At 46.2% G+C, this 21,460-nt stretch carries 16 protein-coding genes; 9 read left to right on the top strand and 7 right to left on the bottom strand.

The features are described from left to right. Positions 1-33: 33 nt before the first annotated feature. Positions 34-933, bottom strand: coding sequence for a LysR family transcriptional regulator (locus VEZ01S_RS06975; RefSeq protein ID WP_021713311.1), 900 nt, complete (start codon positions 931-933; stop codon positions 34-36). 163 nt (positions 934-1,096) lie between these two features. On the opposite strand from VEZ01S_RS06975, the gene VEZ01S_RS06970 reads away from it, so the two are divergent. The 3 genes from VEZ01S_RS06970 to VEZ01S_RS06960 all read left to right on the top strand — a co-directional run bounded on the left by VEZ01S_RS06970 (position 1,097) and on the right by VEZ01S_RS06960 (position 6,931). Continuing rightward, a complete protein-coding gene (locus VEZ01S_RS06970) occupies positions 1,097-2,791 on the top strand; it encodes an L-lactate permease (RefSeq protein WP_021713310.1) in 1,695 nt (564 codons plus the stop codon). Positions 2,792-2,891: 100 nt separating this feature from the next. Further along, entirely contained in the window at positions 2,892-4,031 is a 1,140-nt protein-coding gene (gene lldD, locus VEZ01S_RS06965; RefSeq protein WP_021713309.1) for an FMN-dependent L-lactate dehydrogenase LldD, read from the top strand. Positions 4,032-4,081: 50 nt separating this feature from the next. After that, positions 4,082-6,931 (top strand): FAD-binding and (Fe-S)-binding domain-containing protein, encoded by a 2,850-nt coding sequence (locus VEZ01S_RS06960; protein ID WP_021713308.1) that lies wholly within the window; start codon positions 4,082-4,084, stop codon positions 6,929-6,931. Between the two features lie 95 nt (positions 6,932-7,026). Here VEZ01S_RS06960 and VEZ01S_RS06955 read toward each other — a convergent pair whose 3' ends face one another. The 3 genes from VEZ01S_RS06955 to VEZ01S_RS06945 all read right to left on the bottom strand — a co-directional run bounded on the left by VEZ01S_RS06955 (position 7,027) and on the right by VEZ01S_RS06945 (position 12,490). Continuing rightward, on the bottom strand, positions 7,027-10,179 hold the full coding sequence (locus VEZ01S_RS06955; RefSeq protein WP_021713307.1) for an efflux RND transporter permease subunit: 3,153 nt from the start codon (positions 10,177-10,179) through the stop codon (positions 7,027-7,029). A gap of 4 nt (positions 10,180-10,183) precedes the next feature. Further along, positions 10,184-11,341, bottom strand: coding sequence for an efflux RND transporter periplasmic adaptor subunit (locus tag VEZ01S_RS06950; RefSeq protein WP_021713306.1), 1,158 nt, complete (start codon positions 11,339-11,341; stop codon positions 10,184-10,186). A gap of 240 nt (positions 11,342-11,581) precedes the next feature. After that, positions 11,582-12,490, bottom strand: coding sequence for a DUF6279 family lipoprotein (locus VEZ01S_RS06945; RefSeq protein ID WP_040890378.1), 909 nt, complete (start codon positions 12,488-12,490; stop codon positions 11,582-11,584). A 298-nt stretch (positions 12,491-12,788) separates the two neighbouring features. Between VEZ01S_RS06945 and VEZ01S_RS16340 the strand changes: the two genes are divergently transcribed. The 3 genes from VEZ01S_RS16340 to VEZ01S_RS06930 all read left to right on the top strand — a co-directional run bounded on the left by VEZ01S_RS16340 (position 12,789) and on the right by VEZ01S_RS06930 (position 15,606). After that, positions 12,789-13,412: a glutathione S-transferase family protein gene (locus VEZ01S_RS16340; RefSeq protein WP_021713304.1), complete on the top strand. Its 624-nt coding sequence runs from the start codon at positions 12,789-12,791 to the stop codon at positions 13,410-13,412. A 44-nt stretch (positions 13,413-13,456) separates the two neighbouring features. Then, positions 13,457-14,284: an AraC family transcriptional regulator gene (locus VEZ01S_RS06935; protein WP_021713303.1), complete on the top strand. Its 828-nt coding sequence runs from the start codon at positions 13,457-13,459 to the stop codon at positions 14,282-14,284. A gap of 122 nt (positions 14,285-14,406) precedes the next feature. Next, positions 14,407-15,606 carry a Bcr/CflA family multidrug efflux MFS transporter gene (locus VEZ01S_RS06930; protein WP_021713302.1) on the top strand — a complete coding sequence of 400 codons (1,200 nt, stop codon included), beginning with the start codon at positions 14,407-14,409 and terminating at the stop codon, positions 15,604-15,606. A 109-nt stretch (positions 15,607-15,715) separates the two neighbouring features. On the opposite strand, the gene VEZ01S_RS06925 is transcribed toward VEZ01S_RS06930, so the two are convergent. Both VEZ01S_RS06925 and VEZ01S_RS06920 read right to left on the bottom strand, forming a co-directional pair. Beyond that, positions 15,716-16,624, bottom strand: coding sequence for an aldo/keto reductase (locus tag VEZ01S_RS06925; protein WP_021713301.1), 909 nt, complete (start codon positions 16,622-16,624; stop codon positions 15,716-15,718). A 154-nt stretch (positions 16,625-16,778) separates the two neighbouring features. Then, on the bottom strand, positions 16,779-17,489 hold the full coding sequence (locus VEZ01S_RS06920) for a hypothetical protein (RefSeq protein ID WP_021713300.1): 711 nt from the start codon (positions 17,487-17,489) through the stop codon (positions 16,779-16,781). Positions 17,490-17,572: 83 nt separating this feature from the next. Here VEZ01S_RS06920 and VEZ01S_RS06915 point away from each other — a divergent pair, with 83 nt between their 5' ends. Then, the gene (locus tag VEZ01S_RS06915; RefSeq protein ID WP_040890375.1) at positions 17,573-19,714 is read left to right on the top strand and encodes an alpha-amylase; all 2,142 of its coding nucleotides are present in this window, start codon (positions 17,573-17,575) and stop codon (positions 19,712-19,714) included. 88 nt (positions 19,715-19,802) lie between these two features. Here the strand turns inward: VEZ01S_RS06915 and VEZ01S_RS06910 are convergent, their stop codons facing one another. Next, positions 19,803-20,573: a siderophore-interacting protein gene (locus VEZ01S_RS06910; RefSeq protein WP_021713298.1), complete on the bottom strand. Its 771-nt coding sequence runs from the start codon at positions 20,571-20,573 to the stop codon at positions 19,803-19,805. A 256-nt stretch (positions 20,574-20,829) separates the two neighbouring features. Between VEZ01S_RS06910 and VEZ01S_RS06905 the strand changes: the two genes are divergently transcribed. Further along, positions 20,830-21,084, top strand: coding sequence for a hypothetical protein (locus VEZ01S_RS06905; RefSeq protein ID WP_021713297.1), 255 nt, complete (start codon positions 20,830-20,832; stop codon positions 21,082-21,084). Between the two features lie 10 nt (positions 21,085-21,094). Further along, positions 21,095-21,433, top strand: coding sequence for a TehB family protein (locus tag VEZ01S_RS06900; protein ID WP_021713296.1), 339 nt, complete (start codon positions 21,095-21,097; stop codon positions 21,431-21,433). The last annotated feature ends 27 nt before the right edge of the window (positions 21,434-21,460 follow it).

Raw genomic sequence — 21,460 nt, 5'->3', positions numbered from 1 at the left:
CCTAGTGTTGGCACTCGTCATAGAGGCTTATCATTAAAAACAGTGCTCTATTTCTAGATAACGTTGGCGAATATGTTCAATCAGTAGCCGAACTTTATTCGGCGGCTGACGTGTAAAAGGATACACCGCATAGATGCCCAACTTTTTACCCACCTGATCAGGGAAGATATCAATTAAATCCCCATTGATAAAGTCTTGATAAACCAAGCATCTAGGCACGTAAGCTAGCCCATGTCCGCCAATCGCCGAGCGGCGTAATGCCGATGCATTGTTGGTCGAGAACCCACCGGACACTTTGATAATATAGTGGCCCTGATCTCCCTTAAACTCCCACTCGCACGCCCCAGTGGTTTGATAAGCGTATTGCAGGCAGTTGTGGTTAATCAGCTCTCTGGGGTGATTCAACTTGCCATTTTTTGCAATATAAGTGGGAGAAGCGCACACCACCCATTGTGAATCAATGATATGGCGGGCAATTAAACTCGAATCTTCTAAGTATCCCGTTCTGATCACTAAATCATAGCCACCAGCGATCAGATCCACAAAGCGATTATCTAACGACATATCGATAGATAAGCCTGTGTTTTTATTACAAAATTCTGCGACCGCATCCGCTAACACTAATTCACCCGAAATAGTAGGCACTGACATTTTGATGCGTCCTGTGATGTTTTCGCCAAATCCAGACACTGCCTCCTTGGCTTCCTCGGTGGCTTGTGTCACATTTTTCGCTTTATTTAACAGTATCTTACCTGCTTCTGTCAGGCTTAATTTACGCGTAGTTCGATACAGTAATTGCGTGCCTGCATTTTGCTCTAATCTGGCAATTCTTTTGCTAACTACCGAATTTGTAAGGTTATTTTTCTCAGCAACCTTGCTAAAACTGCCCAGTTCTATTACCTGAGAAAATAAAATTAAATCGTCTGCCTTCATACCATTACATCATTTTTGGAAAGAATCATTTTCATTATTTCCCTATATCAACAAAAAATAAAGAGATAAATTCACGCTCGATTAACAAAAACATTACAAGATACTTTCGCTTTATGACGAGAAGGCTCTTTCATAAAGTGCAAACGTACGAGGAAGTATACCTATGAGTGAAACCCTACTGGCCTTAGTGGCCTTCTCCCCGATTGTCGTCGCGGCAATCTTACTGGTTGGCCTTAACTGGCCAGCAAAAAAAGCAATGCCTGTGGCGTTTGCCTTAACTGTCGTCATCGCACTGGTGTTTTGGGACATGTCGGCCAACCGCGTTATCGCGTCTATATTTCAAGGTCTAGGCATTACTGTCTCAGTACTTTGGATTGTATTCGGTGCTATCTTCTTATTGAACACTCTCAAGCACACCGGAGCCATCACCGTTATTCGTAATGGCTTTACGGATATTTCCAGTGACCGCCGCATCCAAGCGATTATTATCGCGTGGTGTTTTGGCTCGTTCATTGAAGGTGCATCAGGCTTTGGTACGCCAGCGGCCATCGCTGCGCCTCTGTTAGTCGCCATCGGCTTCCCTGCATTAGCCGCGGTATTAATGGGAATGATGATCCAATCGACGCCTGTTTCTTTTGGCGCGGTCGGTACACCGATTATTGTCGGGGTAAACCGCGGTTTAGATACCCACAATATCGGTGAATCACTGCTTGCCAATGGCTCAACATGGGACATTTACCTACAGCAAATCACCTCTAGCGTTGCGATTGTTCATGCCATTGTCGGTACGCTAATTCCGGTACTGATGGCGGTGATGCTGACTCGCTTCTTTGGTAAAAACCGCAGCTGGAAAGAAGGCTTAGACATTCTGCCATTTGCCCTATTTGCTGGTCTTTCTTTCACTATTCCTTACGCGCTCACCGGTGTGTTCCTTGGCCCTGAATTCCCATCTCTGATTGGTGGCATGATTGGTCTAGCCATTGTAGTAACAGCGGCGAAAAAAGGCTTCCTAGTACCGAAAACTAAGTGGGACTTTGAAAACGAAGATAAGTGGCCAGCCGAATGGTTAGGCTCACTCAAAGTGGATCTAAAAGAGAAAACTATTGGTAAGCCGATGAGCTTAACCAAAGCGTGGGCACCGTATGTGATATTAGCGGTTGTGTTAGTGGCAAGCCGCGTTAGCCCTACATTTAAAGGCATGCTGACTGACGTTAAAGTGTCGTTTGCCAACATCCTTGGCGAAGTGGGTATCAGCACTGCGTTCCAACCCTTGTATCTACCTGGTGGCATTTTAGTGTTTGTAGCGCTAGTTGCGGTTATCTTGCAAGGCGGCGGGCTAAAACCACTGCGCAATGCCTTTGGTGAATCTAGTAAGACCTTAATTGGTGCGGGCTTTGTACTGCTGTTTACCATCCCTATGGTACGTATTTTCATCAACTCAGGTATCAACGGCGCCGATCTTGCCAGTATGCCCGTGACAACCGCAAACTTTGCCTCTGACATTGTGGGTGCGGCCTTCCCTATGCTCAGTGCCACAGTCGGTGCGTTAGGTGCCTTTATTGCAGGTTCAAACACAGTATCGAACATGATGTTCAGTCAGTTCCAGTTTGAAGTGGCGCAGACCTTAAACATCTCAAGTGTGATTGTGGTGGCGTTGCAAGCAGTTGGCGCAGCGGCAGGTAACATGATTGCCATTCATAACGTGGTAGCGGCTTCGGCAACAGTGGGACTGCTAGGACGTGAAGGTGCGGTGCTACGTAAGACCATCATCCCGACGTTCTACTACTTGGTCATGACCGGCATCATCGGATTAGTTGTGGTGTATGGTTTGGGCTTCACCGATGTATTAATGAAATAACACCCAGTAAGCAAGAGCGCCGTAAATGGCGCTCTTTAAATCCACTCTTCTAACAATCAATCTTCCATTTTCTCAACACGAAGATACGGGTATTCCAATTATGATCATCTCTTCATCAAACGATTATCGCGCTGTCGCAAAAAAGAAGCTCCCTCCTTTTTTGTTTCACTACATTGACGGCGGCTCTTACGACGAGCGCACTCTCAAAAATAACACCCAAGATCTTGGCGATGTTGCCCTAAGACAGCGCGTACTCAACAACATGTCCGATCTTAATCTGGAAACAGAGCTGTTCGGCGAAAAACTGGCGATGCCGATTGCTCTTGCCCCCGTTGGCTTAACAGGCATGTACGCTCGCAGAGGCGAAGTACAAGCGGCAAAAGCGGCGGCCAACAAAGGCATTCCATTTACCCTTTCTACGGTTTCGGTTTGCCCAATCGAAGAAGTAGCGCCTGCAATTGATAGACCAATGTGGTTTCAGTTATACGTGCTAAAAGACCGCGGCTTTATGAAAAACGTTTTGCAACGTGCTAAAGAAGCAGGCGTAAAAACGCTCGTTTTCACTGTAGATATGCCGGTTCCCGGTGCGCGCTATCGTGACATGCATTCAGGCATGAGCGGACCGTATGCCAATATTCGTCGCATCGCGCAATCTATGCGTCACCCAAGTTGGGCGCTCGATGTCGGTGTATTGGGCAAACCGCACGATCTGGGCAACATCTCTACCTATCGCGGCGAACCGACTAAACTTGAAGACTATATCGGCTGGCTAGGCGCTAACTTTGACCCTTCCATTTCATGGAAAGATCTGGAGTGGATCAGAGACAGTTGGGATGGCTCGATGATCATCAAAGGCATCCTTGATGAAGAAGATGCAAGAGATGCCGTGCGATTTGGCGCGGACGGCATTGTGGTCTCCAACCACGGCGGCCGACAATTAGACGGCGTGCTATCAACGGCAAAAGCACTGCCTTCAATTGCCGATGCAGTGAAGGGCGATCTTAAAATTTTGGTCGATTCAGGTATTCGCACCGGACTGGATGTGGTTCGCATGTTGGCGCTCGGCGCAGATTGTACTTTGCTGGGCCGTTCATTTGTTTATGCACTGGCAGCTGAAGGCGGCGCTGGAGTAGAAAACTTATTAGACCTTTATGACAAAGAGATGCGCGTTGCTATGACCTTAACCGGAGCAAAATCCATCAGCGATCTGTCGCGTGATTCTCTGATTAGTCCGCTGTAGACGAACACCTTAACAGCGCACCGTCATCATTTTTTTATTAGGAAGCATTCATGGCCAAGACTCTTTCATCAGCCACCTATCAACAACTTGAAACGCGACTGGCGTCGAAGATCGATGCTGAGCGCATTGTCACCCAAGAAGCAAAGCGACTCGCCTACGGCACCGACGCCAGCTTTTACCGACTGGTTCCAAAAATTGTTCTGCGATTAAAAAACCTCGAAGAAGTGACCTTTGCCATCAATAGCTGTCGCGAATTTAATGTGCACTGCACTTTTCGCGCCGCCGGCACTAGCTTATCAGGGCAGGCGCTGTCCGATTCGGTATTAATTACCTTAACCGACGATTGGCGCGACCATGAAATTGTCGATGGTGGCAATAAGATCATTCTGCAACCGGGCGTGATTGGCGCGGATGCCAATAAATATCTCGCCCCTTACCAACGTAAAATCGGCCCAGATCCGGCTTCAATCAACACTTGTAAAATTGGTGGTATTGCGGCCAATAACGCCAGTGGCATGTGCTGTGGTACGGCGCAAAACTCCTATAAAACTGTTGATAGCATGAAGCTCATTTTCAGCGATGGTGCGCACCTTGATACAGGTTCACAGCAAAGCATTGATGCCTTTGTTGCCGCTAAACCTGAGTTGATTCAAGGGGTCAAAGACTTGTGCGCAAGCGTGACACAAAACCCCGAGCTATCACAAAAAATCAAACATAAGTACCGTTTGAAAAACACCACAGGTTACGCTCTGAATGCTTTGGTGGATTATCACGATCCAATAGATGTCATTCAACACTTGATGGTCGGCTCTGAAGGCACTCTCGGATTTATTGCTGAAATCACTTACAACACGGTCATTGAACACGCTAATAAAGCCTCTGCGCTATTGGTGTTCTCCACCATTGAAGAAGCCAGCCTTGCAGTCACCGCTTTGTCTAAACTGCCTGTTGCGGCGGTTGAATTAATGGACGGGCGCGCAATGCGCTCGGTGGCAGACAAAGCCGGAATGCCTGAGTTCATTAAAGAGCTGGATCTAGATGCCACGGCAATTTTGATTGAATCACACGCTTGCAGTCAAAGCACGTTAGATGAGCAATGCGCGGTGGTGATGAGTGCGCTCGCCAACTACACCATTACCCACTCCATTCCGTTTACTAGCGACGCTAAAACCGTTGCCACGCTATGGGGCATTCGCAAAGGCATGTTCCCAGCCGTCGGCGCAGTGCGTGAAGTGGGCACGACAGTAATCATTGAAGATGTGGCTTTCCCGGTAGAAAATCTCGCCAACGGCATTCGTGACCTGCAAGCCTTATTTGATAAATACCACTACAGCGAAGCGATTATTTTTGGGCATGCACTAGAGGGCAACTTGCACTTTGTGTTTACCCAAGGCTTTGATCAGCAAACGGAAATTGACCGCTACGGCAAGTTTATGGACGAAGTGGCAGATTTGGTGGCGGTAAAATACCAAGGCTCGCTCAAAGCAGAGCACGGCACAGGGCGCAATATGGCGCCGTATGTTGAGCTAGAATGGGGCAAAGAAGGCTATGCCTTAATGCAACAAATCAAAGCGCTGTTTGATCCGAACGGTTTATTTAACCCCGGCGTTATCATCAACGATAACCCGCACTCACACATCGAAAATCTAAAACCAATGCCTGCGGCAGATTCCATTGTCGACCGTTGCATCGAATGTGGCTTTTGCGAGCCTGTGTGCCCTTCTCGCACACTTACCTTATCACCACGACAACGTATCGTGCTGTATAGAGAATTACAGCGCAGACGCGCTGCGGGCGAGCAAACGCAAGCCTCTGAACTGGAAGAGATTTTCAACTACCAAGGCATTGATACCTGCGCCGCTACTGGCTTGTGCGCCGACCGTTGCCCGGTTGGAATCAACACCGGCGATCTGGTCAAACAATTGCGTACGGCAAAATATCAAAAATTCACCCCTATTGCGAAATGGACAGCCAATCACTTTGCTACCACCACTACGCTGACTAAAGCGGGCTTATCGGCCAATCAATTCGCCACCAAGGTGATAGGTAATAATGGCGTGGGTAAATTGACCAATGGTTTGCGTAAAATCAGCAAAAACCGCACGCCAATTTGGCTGAAAGAGTACCCGCAAGCAAACCGTTTTGATGTTGAGAAACACGCATCGGTCAATGCTGCTTCGCACGCCGACGCGCAGAAAAAAGTGGTTTACATGCCCTCTTGCGCCAGTCGCAGTATGGGGCAGCAAAATGACGCGCCAGATCAAAGACCGCTCACCGAAGTCACTTTATCTCTACTAGAAAAAGCCGGTTTTGAAGTGATTATGCCATCGCAACTTAACGAGCAATGTTGCGGAATGCCTTACGATAGCAAAGGCATGAATGAGCTAGCACAATCGAAAGCCCAGCAGTTAGAAGCGGTGCTTTGGCAAGCCAGTGAGCAAGGTAAATACCCTGTGCTGATGGATACTAGTCCGTGTGCTAAACGCAGTATTGAGCAATTCACTAAGCCTTTAGAAATTTTAGAACCAACTGGGTTTGCGGAAGCTTATTTACTAGAGCATTTAACTCTTGCTCCTCTTGATGAACCTGTCATGCTGCACATTACTTGCAGTTCAAGACGTATGGGGCTTGAGCAAACCATGCAAAATATTGCCAAAGCCTGTACTTCGCAGGTGATTGTGCCAGAACACATACAGTGTTGCGGCTGGGCAGGCGATAAAGGCTTCACCACCCCAGAGCTTAATGAAGCGGCGGTGCACCCGCTAAAAGAGCAAGTGCCAGCAGGGTGCTCTCGCGGCTTTAGTAACAGTAAAACCTGTGAGATTGGGCTATCGCACCATAGCGGTATTCCGTATCAATCTATTTTGTATTTGTTGGATGAAGTGGCTGTTGCTAAATAGTTAGCTTTTATCAGCTCCTTCAATAGAAAAGGGTCATGCACATTCGCGCATGACCCTTTTGTTTTCTCTAAGTATTAGCAATAACCTAACAGATACTATTCATCATCAAGATCCACCAGCTTAGTACTGCCACCGTGCGCTTTTTCACGCAGTCTTTGAATCATGGCGTAAAAGCCCGGAATCAATAATGTACCTGCTAGTAGCACACATAACAGACCACCAATCAATGAAATACCTAATGAGTTCTGGCTAATATGACCTGCGCCCGAGGCAAACACCAACGGGAAAATACCTAAGATAAACGACCATGAGGTCATGTTCACCGCTCTAAAGCGTAATTTACCGCCCATTACCGCCGCTTTATCCAGTTCTAGCTCATTTTCTTCGCGTTCATTTTTGGCAAACTCTACAATCAAGATCGCATTTTTTGCCGCCAATGCTATCAGCAAAACCAAGCCTATCTGCGCATACAAATTTAACGGAATACCGGCTAAGTTCAGTGCTAAGAAAGAACCTAACGTGGCAATTGGCACCACCAAGATAATGGCAATCGGAATGGTCCAACTCTCGTATTGCGCCACCATAAATAGGTAGATAAAGATAAGCGCGAGAGCAAAGGCAAAGATTGCCTGATTACCGGCCATCTTTTCTTGATACGCCATGCCTGTCCACTCGTACTGATAACCTTGCGGCAGTATTTCGGCGGCGACTCTCTCCATCGCCTCAATCGCATCGCCACTGGAGAATCCCGGTGCAGGTTGCCCTTGAATAACCGCTGAGCGATACATGTTGTAACGCCACGCCACATCAGGTTCAAACACTTGCTCGTAAGTAATCAAGGTGCTTAACGGCACCATGACCCCTTCATTACTGCGCACAAAAAAGCGTTCCAAATCGTCCATCGACGAGCGGTATTCGCTATCCGCTTGCATGGTCACCCTAAAGTTTTTACCCAGCATAGTGAAATCATTCACGTACATTGAGCCTAAGTTGCCTTGTAGGGTTTGGAAGATATCCGTGAGCGAAATGCCTAATTGTTTGGCTTTGGTTCTGTCGATATCCACATAATAGTGCGGCACATTGGCGCGGAAGGTACTAAAGGTGTAAGCGATCTCTGGCTGTTTATTGGCTTCTTGAATCACATCATTCATCAATTGCGCCAAATCGGTGCGATTACGACCTAATGTATCTTCCAATACAAACTCAAAACCCGAAGCTGAGCCCATGCCCGGCACTGCCGGAGGCCCCATGGCAAATACCATTGCATCTGGAATTTGCGCCGCTGCAGCGCCGTTAATTCGATTTGAAATGGCAAACGATGAATGATCGCCATCAAGCTGAGCACGTTCATCCCAAGTTTTTAGTTTCACGAACAGCGAAGCACCGTTTGATGCCGCCGCGCCTGTCATAAAGGCATAGCCTGTGGCTACAGTAACGCCTTCGACTCCGGGCTCATTTTCAAACAGCCCGACTAGATCTTCCACCACAGCTTCGGTGCGAGACAGCGATGCTGAGTCAGGTAACTGCACATTGGTCAGCAAAATGCCTTTGTCTTCTTGCGGCACAAACGCGGTGGATGTGGTTTTGCCAAAGTAAGTCACCATTGCCACTGCCACAAGGAAGAACGCCACTAACAACAGACCTTTCTTAACCAAGAAACCCGCCAAGCGCCCGTAACCTGAAGTCACTTTATCCAAACCTCGGTTAAAGGCTTTAAACCAACCGGCGGTATTGCCTCCGCCTTGTTTTAGCACCAGCGAACATAGCGCAGGAGATAAGGTCAGTGCGTTAATGGATGAAATCACTACTGAAATACAGATGGTTAAAGCAAATTGGCGATACATGATCCCCGTAATGCCCGGCAACATCGCCACTGGCAAAAATACCGCCAGCAATACCAATGTAGAAGTAACAATTGGGCCCGTTACCTCTTTCATCGCGATTAAGGTGGCTTTTCTTGGTGTCAATGATGGGTTTTTCGCCATAGTGGTATCGACATTTTCGATAACCAAAATCGCATCATCCACTACAATACCTATGGCAAGGATCAAGCCAAATAGCGTGACTGTATTAATGGTAAAGCCCGTAATTTGCATCACCGCAAAGGTACCAATTAACGATACAGGAATTGCCACCACAGGAATTAACGTGGCACGCGCACTGCCTAAAAATAGGTAGGTCACGGCAATCACCAATAAGATGGCTTCAATCAGCGTTTTGACTACCCCTTTTATCGATTCCTCAACAAACAAAGTGGTGTCGTAACTGCTCTCATAGGCCAGACCATCAGGGAAGTTAACGCTTAACTTCTCTAAGGTGCTCATCACCAACTCGCCACTTTCTAGGGCGTTCGCGTCAGATTGAAGATTTAAGATAACAATCGACGCATCTTCACCGCGAAACTGACCCGTACCGTCGTAGAATTTTTTACCTAGCTCAACCCTCGCCACGTCCTTTAGATACACCGCCGAACCATTGTGATTGGCGCGCAGCATGACGTTTTCAAATTCTTCAACGCTGTCTAAACGCCCTTTAGTCACTAGGTTAAAGGTCACGTCTGTCGCCGCATCATACGGCGGAGCCCCCACTTTACCGGCCGCCACCTGAATGTTTTGCTCACTTAACGCGGCATACACATCCGAGGTGGTCAGCCCTAAACTGGCAAGCTTTTCCGGATCAAGCCATACGCGCATGGCAAATTCACCGCCGCCGACGACGTTGACTTCACTAATGCCGCGCACGCGAGTGAGCTGATCTTTGATATTTAAGTTAACGTAGTTAACCAAGAACTGATCATCATAGCGTCCGTCAGGCGAATAGAAGTTCAATACCATCAGCATATCAGGCGAACGTTTTTTCACCGTTACCCCGACCGAACGCACCTCTGGCGGCAGCTTAGATTCGATTTGCGTAACGCGGTTTTGTACGTTGACCTGAGCCATATCGGGATCAGTACCCACTTCAAAGGTCACATTCAAATTATACGAACCGTCATTGGCACTTTTTGATGACATGTAAATCATGCCTTCAACGCCATTGACCGAGGTTTCTATCGGATCGGCAATCGCCTGCTCGACGGTTTCAGCGCTAGCCCCTGTGTAGTAAGCGGTTACACTCACCGATGGCGGGCTGATTCTTGGGTATTCTGAGACAGGCAATACCGCCAAAGAAATCACACCTGCCAAGGTCAAAATAATAGAAATCACCAGCGCAAATTTGGGGCGCTGGATAAAGAATCGACTTAGCATATGATTACTCCGCCGCTTCTGGTTTAGATTCGGCTTTAGCTGGCGCTACCTGCACAGGTAAGCCATTGCGCACACGCTGTAATCCGCCAACGATGATTTTATCGCCCTCGCCTAATCCAGTGTGCACAATCACTCCATTTTCAGTCTGTGCACCTAGCTCAACATTGCGTCGCTCCGCTACGTTGCCCTCACTCATTAGCATCACAAAATCACCCGCGACATCGGTTTGTACGGCGCGACGAGGGATTGCCACCGCATCTTGGGTATTGGTTGAAGCGATCACGACATTGATGTGCTGGCCCGGCAATAAAGTATGCTGTTCATTCGGCACTAAAGCGCGCACGGCTAATGTTCCTGTGGTTAAATCAATGCGGTTGCCTACAAAGTCTAAAGTGCCTTTTTGTGGATGTTGCTGACCATTTTCCAGCTCCAACGTCACTTCAACGCCGCCACTATTGGACTCACCACTATTTGATTCGCCATCGCCTTGGTATTTATCAAAACCAAACGCTAAGCGCTCTCTTTCACTAAGCTGAAATGACGCGTGCACAGGATCAAGGCTGACTAAAGTGGTCAATGTGCCCGATGACGGAGAAAGTAGATCACCAGTGCTGACTTTAGTATCTGAAATACGGCCGGTAAACGGCGCGGTAATTTGGGTATATGAGAGGTTTACTTGTGCTAGCAATAACTGCGCATTGGCCGCTTGCAATTGCGCATCAGCGCCCAGTTTCTCGGCTTGTTTGGTATCAAATTCAGACTGAGAAATACTGCCTCTAGGGAGCAGGTTTTTTGCACGCAGATAATCGTTTTCGGCACGTTTTAAGTGCGCACTTGCTTGGGCAACAGAGGCTTTGGCGCTGGCAACTTGAGCTTCAAAAGAAGAAGGCTCTATCGTATATAGCAATTGGCCTTTTTCGACAATTTGACCTTCTTTAAAGTGACGTTGTTTAAGATAACCCGTCACTTGCGCAGTGATATCAACATCTTCCACCGCCTCAATGCGACCCACATAAGCTTTGCTTGGCTGATACGCGACAATGGCAACAGGTTCGACGATAACAGTAGGAGCGACTGCGGTTTGTTGTGGCTTTTGCGACTCCCCACAACCTGCAAGCATCAAAGCACTCACCAGACTCACTACTTGTAACGACTTCTTCATTAATACACCTTTTAAAAATCAAAACTCTCTTGCACAAAGACGCGTTTTTCGCCCTCGCAAAAGATGGATAATCAATAAGTGTATTCGTGAAAATCAGCAGTATTAATAAAACAAATGTAACTAAAATTTACAAAACTAGTTTCATAACAAGTATTAGCCAAAGTATGACAATCACAAAAGCTAATTCAATCTAAAAACACCTAATTGTGTTGCATATTGACCTTGCTCTGACATCTTCCCTCACTCAATTTGCAGCTCTTTGACTAACTCTAGCCACTCTTTGATTTCTTCACGAAAGTGTCGCTTTTGCGCATCGGAAACCGTGCCAAGTATGCTGACAATGCTTTGATTGGCAAGCTGGCGATTACGTTCTAGTTTGAGGGTAAGCCGCTCTGGATACACCTGCTCTGGTTCATTGACTAAAAAGGTCAGCTCTTTTTGATAAAAGAACGGATCGTCACGGCGCGCAAACATAGTGTGAATGCGATCGCGCATAGTAATTCGATACAAGACCCACTCTTTATGTGAACGCTCTATGTTATTAACCCAGGTTTCGACAATCACTTGCTGTTCATCGGATACAGAGCCTAGCCAGCGATGTAAATTTTTCTCAATTCGTTCTTGGTAGTAACGCTTGGCTTGCTGATCGCTTTTACTGGCGAATTTTTTTGTGAACATCTCATGCTTTAGAGTCAAATTCTCGATAAATTCGTCAATTTGCCCTTTGCTAAGGGAGCGAGACAACGAATACACATCTGGCGTGGCCTTATTAGATAAGCGACGAATATGCGCCCGAAACACCTCTTGCTGTTGCTGTAAAAACGCCACATCCACCGCAGAGAGTTCGGCATCATATAAGGTTTGTAATTGCGCTTGGTAGTGAGGTAATTCTTCGGTTTTGTGCCACAGCGCCAATTGTTGTAAACGCTGATCGAGTATCTCTTCTTGTATCCCCGTTAAGGTGACGTAATCTTCCACATACTCAAGCACCACCCAATCTAAATTGCGATAGACCATCTTTGCGGTACACGCCGTTAATGTCAGTAGCAATGCCCCCAGTATTACGCCTTTTATTTGCCATCGTTTTAATTGCCATCGTTTGAGCATCAATAATTTGACTGACTGCCATCTTGTCACCTGTATGGTCATCGCAATTCCTACTATTCCCTGTCAATGCCAAGTATTGTTGAACCTTGCGAAATTGGCGAGTTGCATGAGAAAAAATTGCCATGCTGTTTTGTCACAATCTATTGTTGATAACGCGATCCATATTGCGAAAAAGAAATGGCTCGGACATAGCACGAATGATAATCTATTTTATGTAGATCAATGGATTTACCCCCTCATCTTGATATAGCTAAAGCAGGATAAACACAGTTATCGATGTCGCGCTGTATCCAAATATTGTCTCTAATTATCAATGAGAGACGCACAAGGAGTTATTAGAATGTCTTTAGTGTTGTACTACGCACCCGGCGCATGTTCTGGCGTGACCATCACAGCGATGATTGAGTTAGGACTTGAATGCGAATTTATCAAAGTTGATTTAGCATCTGGCGAGCAAAAAACACCGGCTTATCAGCAGATTAATCCATACGGTAAAGTGCCTGCGGTGACGGTAAACGGACAACTCCTAACAGAAAATCCTGCCATTTTGATCTACCTAAATTCACTAGCAACGTCATCGAAGTTAATACCCGATACTGACTGTGCTTTTCAGCGCTCACAGTACTATTCCGATCTCATGTGGCTGTCTAGTTCGGTACATCCATCGGTGCGACATGTGTGCATGCCGTCGTATTATACCCAGAGTAGTGATACCGACGATGTTGTCGCCAAAGGAATCAAACAACTGACCCTTTACTTCACTATGGCTAATCAGCGTTTACAGAACTCGACATGGTGGTATGGCGAGCAGTGGTCTATTTTTGATACCTATTTGCATTGGTGTTATACCCGCGCTCTGCGAGGGGGATTCGCTTTAGATTCATTCCCCGCGCTGCTGTCTCATCAACAGCGTCTTGAGGCAAGACCGAGCTTTGCCATTCGACAACAAATAGAACAGCGCTAACCGCCCGCTGACCAAATGTACAATTAACTCAGGTCGATGTTGTTATGGTGCCAAGTAAAATTATTCCCAAAGGCCGCGGGGCGAAAGTGCTCAATATACAAGGCCATGAGCCAGATGGCATTTGGCTACCGCACCGCCACGATTACTATGAAGTGATGTGGTCGCTAGAAAGTCACGGGCACCATAGCATCGACTTTATCCAATACCCATTAGCCAAAAATCGCGTCTTTCTTATCTCTCCCGATCAGGTACACGATGCTCGGCAGTTAAAGGGAGGGTTGCGTGTTGTCGCCTTCAAAAGTGAGCTTTTTGAACACACTACTCGCCAACAAGCGACCATGTTTACTTTGGGTTTTGATAAAGCCTTTCAGGTGCCTTATTTAGATTTAGACGAACAAGGTGCACTACAACTCAACAAATTGTGGCAACTGCTTGAAGAAGCGGATCAGGAACAAAATAGCGCACTATTGGAATCGTTACTGTCTAGTTACTTGCTATACCTGTGCCGTTATAAACAAGATACGAGCTTATCATCCGAACCCCGCGCTCTTGATCCTCGGGTGTTAAAGATAGAGTCGCTGATCGAGCAACATTATCGAAGCTATAAACGTTGCGATTTTTACGCGGCAACCATCAACCTCACCGCCAAGCGCACCAATGAGTTAATGAGAAATAGCCGAGGCAGAACCGTCACCACCAGCATCATTAATCGGGTCTGTTTAGAAGCAAAGCGAGAGCTGACTTTTACCACTAAACCTGTGCAAACCATCGCTCAGCAATTGGGTTATGAAGACAGTTCCTATTTTAGTCGCTTATTTAAAAACCAAGAGGGTTGCTCGCCCACCGACTATCGCTTGAAAATGTTCAAATAGTCCTAACACTCCGGTCTATTGTGAATACCTGCATCACATTATTTAGCGCATAATTTGGGTTCTACTCTCAAAAGTACAAAGCCGTTTCTGCAATTTTGTACCTCAAAGCATGTGACTAAATAATGACAGCCAATAACTCTAAGCCCATATTTCACCTAACGCTAGCGATGATGCTCACCCTTGGCGCTATCTCGGGGCTAACGCCTCTTTCTATGGATATGTACTTGCCGGCAATGCCAATCATGGCAACCGATCTCGCCAGTAGTATCAACAGTATCCAATTCACTTTAACCATCTATATGGCAGGCTTTGCCATAGGACAAATTATCCATGGGCCGCTCTCCGACAGCTATGGCCGAAAATCAGTATTAATGATAGGTATCGCGCTGTTTGGCATCTCGTCACTGACCAGCGTATTTGTCGATTCAGTGTTTGCATTGACACTTTCACGTTTGTGTCAGGGACTGAGCGGCGCCACAGGCGCAGTTGTGCTGATGGCGTTAATTCGCGACATGTTTAATCGCGAGGCGTTTTCTCGGGTGATGTCTCTGGTCAGTTTGATCATGACCATAGCCCCACTCGTTGCCCCTTTAATTGGCGGCTACCTTACTGTGTGGTTTGGCTGGCGCTCCATCTTTATATTATTAGCTAGCTTATCTGTAGTGATGATTCTGCTTATTGCTAAGCAGCTGCCAGAAACACTTCCCGTAGAAAAACGTCAACCTCTTAGATTTCGCTCCATATTCCTAAATTACATACAGGTTTTGCGCAATAAAAAATCCCTTGGGCTCATCGCTTGTGACTCACTTGCCTTTACCGGAATGTTTTCATTCTTGACCGTAGGTTCGTTTGTTTATATCGATATTTTTGGAGTGAAGGTTGAGCACTTTGGCTACCTGTTTGGTCTGAACGTGATTACCATGACCTTATTAACTATGGTCAATGCAAGGTGGGTAGTGAGCATTGGCGTACACAGCTTATTGCGTGCTGGTTTGGCACTCATCGCTCTGGCAAGCATTGGTTTAGTTAATGTGTGGTACTTTGATTTAGGTATTGTCGGATTGGTTCCGTGCATCATGGTGTATGTGGGGTCAATTGGGCTGATTAATAGCAATTGTATGGCGCTGTTACTCAACAACTACTCTTCTTTAGCAGGCACGGCATCGGCACTAGCAGGGACCATGCGTTTTGGTATGAGTGCGATACTCGGCTCCATTGTGGCAGGTTCGCCACATAATCCGACCTTTACCTTGGTATTGAGTATGGCGCTGTGCGCGTTAGGTGCAACTTGCGCTTATGTTTATACGGCTCGCAACGCTTAATTTAAATAGCGCATCAACTTTTCTGTAAGCATCTAAAATAAACAAAAATGGCTTAGTTGTTCGCAACTAAGCCATTTCTCGTTAAGTATCTTTGCTTTTTATGTATTGCCTACGGCACACCATGGCCTTTCGACGCCACCCACACTCGATACCATTGCTCGTTAGTCATATCCAGTTTAAGTGCTTCCACCGCTGAGGTTACGCGCTCTATCTTGCCTGAACCAATAATTGGCAGTGGTTTTGATGGCAGTTTTCTGACCCAAGCATAAATCACTTGATCAATGCTGCATGCCCCTAACTCTTCTTTTAATGCTTCGAGTTCACCTCGAACGCGCTGTGCTTGCTCGGTATCACCACTGAAAATAGCGCCACCAGCTAGACACGACCAAGCCATAGGGCGAGTGCGTAAGGTTTGCATGAGATCGAGTGTGCCGTCATCGGCAACATCAAAGTTTAATGGGTTAATTTCCACTTGGTTAGTCACCAAAGGTGCATCTAAGCGCGATTGCAGTAACTCAAAGCCGCGCGGAGTAAAGTTTGAAACGCCAAAGTGCGAAACCTTACCTGACGCTTTTAAGGTTGCAAAAGCTTGCGCCACTTCATCAGCGTCCATCAAGGCATCTGCGCGGTGGAGCAATAATACATCGATATTGTCGACTTGCAGGTTACGTAGCGAGTTCTCTACCGAAGCAATGATATGTTGCTGTGATGAGTTGTAGTGATTGATTTTGCGTTGCGGGGTTTTGTCGCCGCAGAGCATGATATTGCACTTAGTGACAATTTGAATTTGCTGGCGAATACTTTTATCCAATGCCAGTGCTTCGCCAAACAAGCGCTCACACTCGTAGTTGCCATAGATGTCAGCGTGATCGACGGTGGTCACGCCTAGCTCTACGTGCTGACGCAAAAATGCAAGACGTTGCTCTGGGGTCATATGCCAATCAGCTACACGCCAATATCCTTGTACTAACTCCGATAACTGCGGTCCCTGTGGGGCGAGAATCACTTTCTGTACCATTAACTACTCCAAGTTTTGTCGGTCGAGTAAGTCATCATCCTATGTGCTGGGTTGGCATTGCTCAATTAGCGAGTATTTAAATTGCATCGCTTAAGCTTAAAACTGCGAGATTCGGCACACATTGCAGGGCAAGGTATAACCGTTTATCGCCTTATTAGTGAGGATTGAACGGTAAATTTGTCAGCGAATAGACCAGTTGAATGCCGTTTTTATCACTTGTCCATTCTACCAAGTGTTGCCGGTCGGCAGTTTGCCACAGCAATAGTCTTGGCTCACTGGCTCGATAACGCTGCAAAAACTGCTGTACTTGTTTATCAACCAAAGTAGCTGGGGCTTTGCTTAATGCTTTTTCTATATCCAATGACTCACCCCCTAGCTCAATATTGACTAACTGAAAGCCATCGCTTCTTAAACCCAATTGCAACTGATTAAAGTGCACCAAGCTAAAGTCACTACTTAATGTCAGCGTGGGGCTGAGTGTGGGGCTGTGATTGCTCGCAAATGACACCAACGCATACATAGGCGTTCGGTGTATCACTATTTTATCGCTGCAAAATAGTGGCGCGTTATTTTTGGCGTCATCTGCGGCATCCTCTTCAGCACAATCAAACCAATCACCCGATTGAGCAAACTCTTTTGCGGACCACAGCGCAAATTGTGACGAAATAAAAGGCGAAAACCACAGCGGGTGAGCAGCGGCAAAAAGTTTAGTGGGCAACAGAGCCCACAGCATCAATCCACCAACTAAAAGCCACTTTTTCCTAGGCATCATATCTGTGATCTCTGCGACATAAGGTGTTGAAGATTCGAATAAAACATAGTGTTTACTGTACTCCATTAGCTTTGCGCAGTTGATGATCTTCACTGCAAATTCCCATCAAGCTGTTTGAGCTACATGCTGAGTTTGGTCATTCTAAAGTGAGTTTATTTACGACCAAGGGAACCTTTATGACGATAAGAAAAAGCCTCGCTTATAACGCCGTACTCAGCTCTTTTACTTTAAATGCACTTGCTTTAAATGCATTTGCTTTGAGTGCCATTACTTTAAGCACGCTCGCATTAAGTACGCAGCTCGCCTACGCCGCAGGCCCAAATATCTCTATCGCCACTTCAACCACAGCGCGAGATTTCCCTCTTAGCGCCAGTGAGCCTTTGGTCGTTACCTTAAATAAGAACCAATATACCTTCATCGTCACTGGATTAAACGGAGATTGTGCATCTGACTCATCGCAGAAAATACGGTTTAATACCCCACTTGCACTCAATTGTCATACGCAAACTGAACTGCCGTTTAATATTCGATTTTCTGGTGACTACGCTATTTTCTATGACAATCAGCAACACACTCTGCTAATCAAACGCCAACCAACACAATCGAAAAAACAAACCTTTGTCCGTCCTTTACCTAAAATCGGTTGTGAAGTTTATAGCGATATGCCAGCACAAATTAATGTCGCTGACACATTTGCTGACGGTACGCGCCTAAAAGAAGCCTTTAGTGGGCAAGTGGCGACAGTGAACAATGGTGTGGTGGTGTTTAACCCCACTCGCAACACGGGAAGCGTGATGCTCATTGAACAAGCCTCCCCTGCACCTCAACCTCACACCGCAAAATCGTTAGATTGGCGCAATGCCAATATCTACTTTGTGATGGTAGACAGATTCAATAATGGTGATAGCAGTAATGATCATAGCTATGGGCGTCAGCACGATGGCAAGCAAGAGATTGGCACCTTTCATGGCGGTGACTTACAAGGTGTAATCAACAAACTTGATTATATTCAATCTCTTGGCACCGATGCAATTTGGCTCTCCCCTATTGTGGAGCAAGTGCATGGCTTTGTCGGTGGTGGCGATAAAGGCTCTTTTCCTTTCTATGCTTATCACGGTTATTGGTCACGAGATTTCACCAAGATTGATGAAAACTTTGGTAATGACAACGACCTGAAAACATTGGTCGAGCAAGCGCACAAACGCGGCATCAAGGTAATGTTAGATGCGGTGATCAATCACCCAGGTTACGCCACCTTAGCCGATCTTGAATTTGATCACATTGATGTCCTCAAAGCGGCCGCCAAAGGCCAAGATCTCACTAAATGGCAACCAAAATCAGGTAAAAACTGGCACTCCTCTCATGAACTAATCGACTACCAAAGTCAAAATTGGTCGCAGTGGTGGGGCGCAGATTGGGTGCGCTCAGGTCTGCCGGGATACGATAAACCCGGTAGCAGTGACAAAACATTAACGCTGGCTGGATTGCCTGATTTTAAAACCGAATCAGATAAATTTGTCACACCACCGCAGTGGCTGTTGGATAACCCCGGCACACATGTAGTGGCAAAAGAGCATTATCGCGTTGCCGACTATCTGGTCGAGTGGCAAACCGACTGGGTGAAACGTTTTGGCATCGATGCTTTTCGTGTCGACACGGTGAAGCACGTAGAAGGTGATGTTTGGCTAGATCTAAAAGCGCAAGCCAGTGAAAAATTAGCGCAATGGCAAAAAGAGAATCAACGTCCACAACAACCGTTTTGGATGATGGGGGAAGTATGGGCGCACTCGGCTTACCGCTCACCGTATGCCGATGAAGGCTTTGACGCCCTAATTAACTTTGATATGCAAAAACAATTGGATAGAGGGGCGACCTGTTTCTCAGACATGCGTAAGACTTATGCCAATTACAGCGCCGAAATTCAGCAAAATCCGGGATACACGCCTGTTAGCTATATGTCTTCGCACGATACCGAGCTGTTCTTTTCACGCTTTAAATCTTTTGAGATGCAACGCAATGCGGCCAATGCTTTATTGCTATCACCGGGCGCAATCCAAATTTATTATGGCGACGAAATCGCCAGAGAAATTGGCCCGTATGCGGACGATTTTCATCAAGGCACACGCTCAGATATGTTGTGGAAGCTCGATGCACAGCGAGAGGATTTGTTAGAGCACTGGCAAACACTGGGGCAATTTCGTCAGCGCCACCCAGCAATTGGCGGCGGCGTACATAAAGATCTCAAGCAGAGCAGAGGTTACGCTTTCTCTCGCACCCTCGATGATGATGCGGTAATCGTGTATTACTCAGGTCGATAGCAGAAATGAATCAGCAAGCTCCGCTTATGCTATGAAGTATGTAAAATGGAGCTTGCTGGTTTAATTGTTTAAAAACTACAACCCCACATTATTCATGCGCTTCGGCATCTTGTTTTTTCAATACTTTATGTCCGTCTTCTGCAATGCCCTCTTTCCAATAACTGCTGATATAAATGGCATCTTTCGGGATGTTTTTATCGTTTCTAAAGTATTGGCGCAGCTCACGCATAGAATCAAAATCACTCGCCACCCAAACAAAAGGAGAGCCCTCCAGCCACGGCAATGCTTGCACTGTTTTACTTAATGGCTCATCTGTAATCCAAGTAACTTGCATATTGCTCGGGAGCGAAAGGGGTTGAATATCATCTTGGTGAGTGACTTTGATCACCACATACCCTATAGCTTGCTTGGGCAATGTTTGCACCTTGGCTGATAAAGCAGGTAAACCTGTCATATCCGCCACCATAAAAAACCAATCGGCATCAGTATTGATGGGCGCGATTGCACCCGGCCCCATCAAGCTGATTTCATCGCCAACTTGCGCGGCATCGGCCCAACGAGTCGCAAAACCGCTGTCTGGGTCTTGAGTAATATGACGTACAAAATCGACTTCGATAGCGGCAGTATCTGGCATAAAACGTCGAATGCTATAAGTGCGCAGAATTGGGCGTGAATCTGCGGCTATCTCAGAAATGGTATTGCCTTGCGCATCAAACAGAAACTTAACATAGCTCGCTGCGCAATCTTCAGGGAAATTAGCCAGTGCCTCGCCTTGTAACACCAGCCTTTGCATATTAGGAGAAATGCGCTGCGTACTAATAACGGTCACTCGCTTAGGTGTTGGTTTTTTTCGACTCATATTCCCTGCCTTATTTATTTGTCCTTTATTTAGATTAGAAGTGTTCACTTAAACAGGCGAGTAATTACCCTGAAAATAGAACTGTATTATCTAAATGATAATCATTTGTGTTTACGACAACAAAATAAGATTGTCGATATGACAACGACACTAACCGGTAAATTATAAGCAGCTGAAATTTAAGGGTTTGTTTTTTGGCACGGCAATTGCTCTATATAAAGTATCAAATAGATAACCAAACCGATAAGGGACCATCATGTATCAGATGTTTTTAGAAAACCAAACTGCAGAGACTTACATTGAGGAGCTTCAATGCCAATCCGCACACTGCTTTGCAAAAGAGCGTAACTCTTCTGCCAGTTTGCTTTTTAAAGGCATTCATAATGCTGTGCACTCTATCTGGTCTTCACTGCTAAAAAATACTGTGTTGCCGAATCTCAATCAATCTCAACACTCTATCGCAAAGCCGTCTACCGTAACCTTTACATCAATCGCACCAAAGGGTGTGTAGGAGAAAAATTATGAGCCATTTAAGAATCCCAAAAAACTGGACTATCCAACGTTCTACTCCATTTTTCACTAAAGACAGCGTGCCACAAGCTTTGCTTACTCATCACAACACTGCGGCAGAAGTATTTGGTCAGCTTGTTGTAATGGAAGGTACTGTAACTTACTACGGTTTTGCTGATGGCGATGCGACAGAACCAGAAGTCACTGTAGTGATCAATGCAGGTCAATTTGCCACTAGCCCACCGCAGTACTGGCACCGCATTGAAATGTCGGATGATGCGCAATTCAACATCAACTTCTGGTCTGATTCAGACAAGCGTAACGAAAAAATGTTTAACGTTAAAAAATAACCGCAGAACAAGCGTTATACCAATCAC

The organism is Vibrio ezurae NBRC 102218, assembly GCF_000467185.1.
Classification (GTDB): Bacteria; Pseudomonadota; Gammaproteobacteria; order Enterobacterales; family Vibrionaceae; genus Vibrio; species Vibrio ezurae.
Note: the sequence above shows the minus strand (reverse complement) of the source record. Positions and strands in the feature narration are given on the sequence as shown.

Bases quoted from the DNA above. Each gene is read 5' to 3' on its own strand.
- VEZ01S_RS06975 (WP_021713311.1), bottom strand. From the start codon at position 933: ATGAAGGCAGACGATTTAATTTTATTTTCTCAGGTAATAGAACTGGGC.
- VEZ01S_RS06970 (WP_021713310.1), top strand. From the start codon at position 1,097: ATGAGTGAAACCCTACTGGCCTTAGTGGCCTTCTCCCCGATTGTCGTC.
- lldD (WP_021713309.1), top strand. From the start codon at position 2,892: ATGATCATCTCTTCATCAAACGATTATCGCGCTGTCGCAAAAAAGAAG.
- VEZ01S_RS06960 (WP_021713308.1), top strand. From the start codon at position 4,082: ATGGCCAAGACTCTTTCATCAGCCACCTATCAACAACTTGAAACGCGA.
- VEZ01S_RS06955 (WP_021713307.1), bottom strand. From the start codon at position 10,179: ATGCTAAGTCGATTCTTTATCCAGCGCCCCAAATTTGCGCTGGTGATT.
- VEZ01S_RS06950 (WP_021713306.1), bottom strand. From the start codon at position 11,341: ATGAAGAAGTCGTTACAAGTAGTGAGTCTGGTGAGTGCTTTGATGCTT.
- VEZ01S_RS06945 (WP_040890378.1), bottom strand. From the start codon at position 12,490: ATGACCATACAGGTGACAAGATGGCAGTCAGTCAAATTATTGATGCTC.
- VEZ01S_RS16340 (WP_021713304.1), top strand. From the start codon at position 12,789: ATGTCTTTAGTGTTGTACTACGCACCCGGCGCATGTTCTGGCGTGACC.
- VEZ01S_RS06935 (WP_021713303.1), top strand. From the start codon at position 13,457: ATGGTGCCAAGTAAAATTATTCCCAAAGGCCGCGGGGCGAAAGTGCTC.
- VEZ01S_RS06930 (WP_021713302.1), top strand. From the start codon at position 14,407: ATGACAGCCAATAACTCTAAGCCCATATTTCACCTAACGCTAGCGATG.
- VEZ01S_RS06925 (WP_021713301.1), bottom strand. From the start codon at position 16,624: ATGGTACAGAAAGTGATTCTCGCCCCACAGGGACCGCAGTTATCGGAG.
- VEZ01S_RS06915 (WP_040890375.1), top strand. From the start codon at position 17,573: ATGACGATAAGAAAAAGCCTCGCTTATAACGCCGTACTCAGCTCTTTT.
- VEZ01S_RS06910 (WP_021713298.1), bottom strand. From the start codon at position 20,573: ATGAGTCGAAAAAAACCAACACCTAAGCGAGTGACCGTTATTAGTACG.
- VEZ01S_RS06905 (WP_021713297.1), top strand. From the start codon at position 20,830: ATGTATCAGATGTTTTTAGAAAACCAAACTGCAGAGACTTACATTGAG.
- VEZ01S_RS06900 (WP_021713296.1), top strand. From the start codon at position 21,095: ATGAGCCATTTAAGAATCCCAAAAAACTGGACTATCCAACGTTCTACT.